The following is a 914-nucleotide window of genomic DNA, read 5'->3' as shown; positions in this document are numbered from 1 at the left end:
GATTGCCCCTACCAACTACACGGAAACGGCAAACGGAACCACATCCAAAGGCACAACCAGGTGGCGATGCAAGGACCCGAACTGCGGCAGCTCCACGACACGAACCCGCAGCGACCGCACGCTGACCCGCGACTTTAAAGCCTTCGTTGCTTATGCCACCTCCACAGCGACGTTGTCTGAACTCGCCGAGCAACACAAGGTGAGCCGTTGGACACTTGACCGCCGATTCAAACCGTTTTGGCTTATCGACATCCCCAACAACGGTGACCCGCAGCGCGTTTACGATCAGATCTTCATCGACGGCACCTACACCGCCGCCGGATGCTTGCTCGTGGCAGCCAGCCACGACCACGTCATCGCCTGGCACTGGGCCAAACACGAAACCGCCCATGCGTATACGCAGCTACTTCGCAAAATCGCTGAACCGCTCTGTGTCGTCCTCGACGGTGGACAAGGCGCCTTGACTGCGATTAAAGCCTGCTGGCCCAACGCGATGATCCAACGCTGCCTCGTCCATGCGGTCAAGTCCCGTGTAGTGGTGTAGCCGTTTGTCCGTTCGGCTCGGTATGAAGTTGGGGGGTTGTGTTAGGCGGTTAGCTGGTGGTGGTCGCCATGATCATCTCCTGTGTGGGGGTTGGGTTGGTGCATGAGGTGTTTGCTGTGCTCGAGTGCGGATAGTGACATGTAGCGTTTTTGTTGGATCCAATCGTCGTGTTGCTCGGCAAGGACGGCGCCAACAAGCCGGCGGATCTCCCGGTTTAACCGCTCGGTGGGGTTGTTTGACCACACCTTCGTCCAGACTGGTTTCGGCGCTGCGGTAAACGCCAGCACCTCATCGAGTGATTCCTCCAGATACGCCGCAACCTGGGGGAACTTCGGCTCCAACAAGTCAACAACTTCACGGGCTTGCGCCC

At 58.5% G+C, this 914-nt stretch carries 1 protein-coding gene and 1 pseudogene; one reads left to right on the top strand and one right to left on the bottom strand.

Going from position 1 to position 914, the window contains the following annotated elements:
* Nucleotide 1 precedes the first annotated feature (1 nt).
* Nucleotides 2–529 (top strand): annotated as a pseudogene (locus HMPREF3120_RS03300) (transposase); the annotation flags it as partial.
* Between the two features lie 56 nt (nucleotides 530–585).
* Here the strand turns inward: HMPREF3120_RS03300 and HMPREF3120_RS03295 are convergent.
* Nucleotides 586–914, bottom strand: a 329-nt coding sequence (locus HMPREF3120_RS03295) for a transposase (protein ID WP_210384490.1), incomplete at its 5' end; no start/stop codon positions are given.

Origin of the sequence: Corynebacterium sp. HMSC11D10, assembly GCF_001806995.1 — a bacterium.
Classification (GTDB): Bacteria; Actinomycetota; Actinomycetes; order Mycobacteriales; family Mycobacteriaceae; genus Corynebacterium; species Corynebacterium coyleae.
Note: the sequence above shows the minus strand (reverse complement) of the source record. Positions and strands in the feature narration are given on the sequence as shown.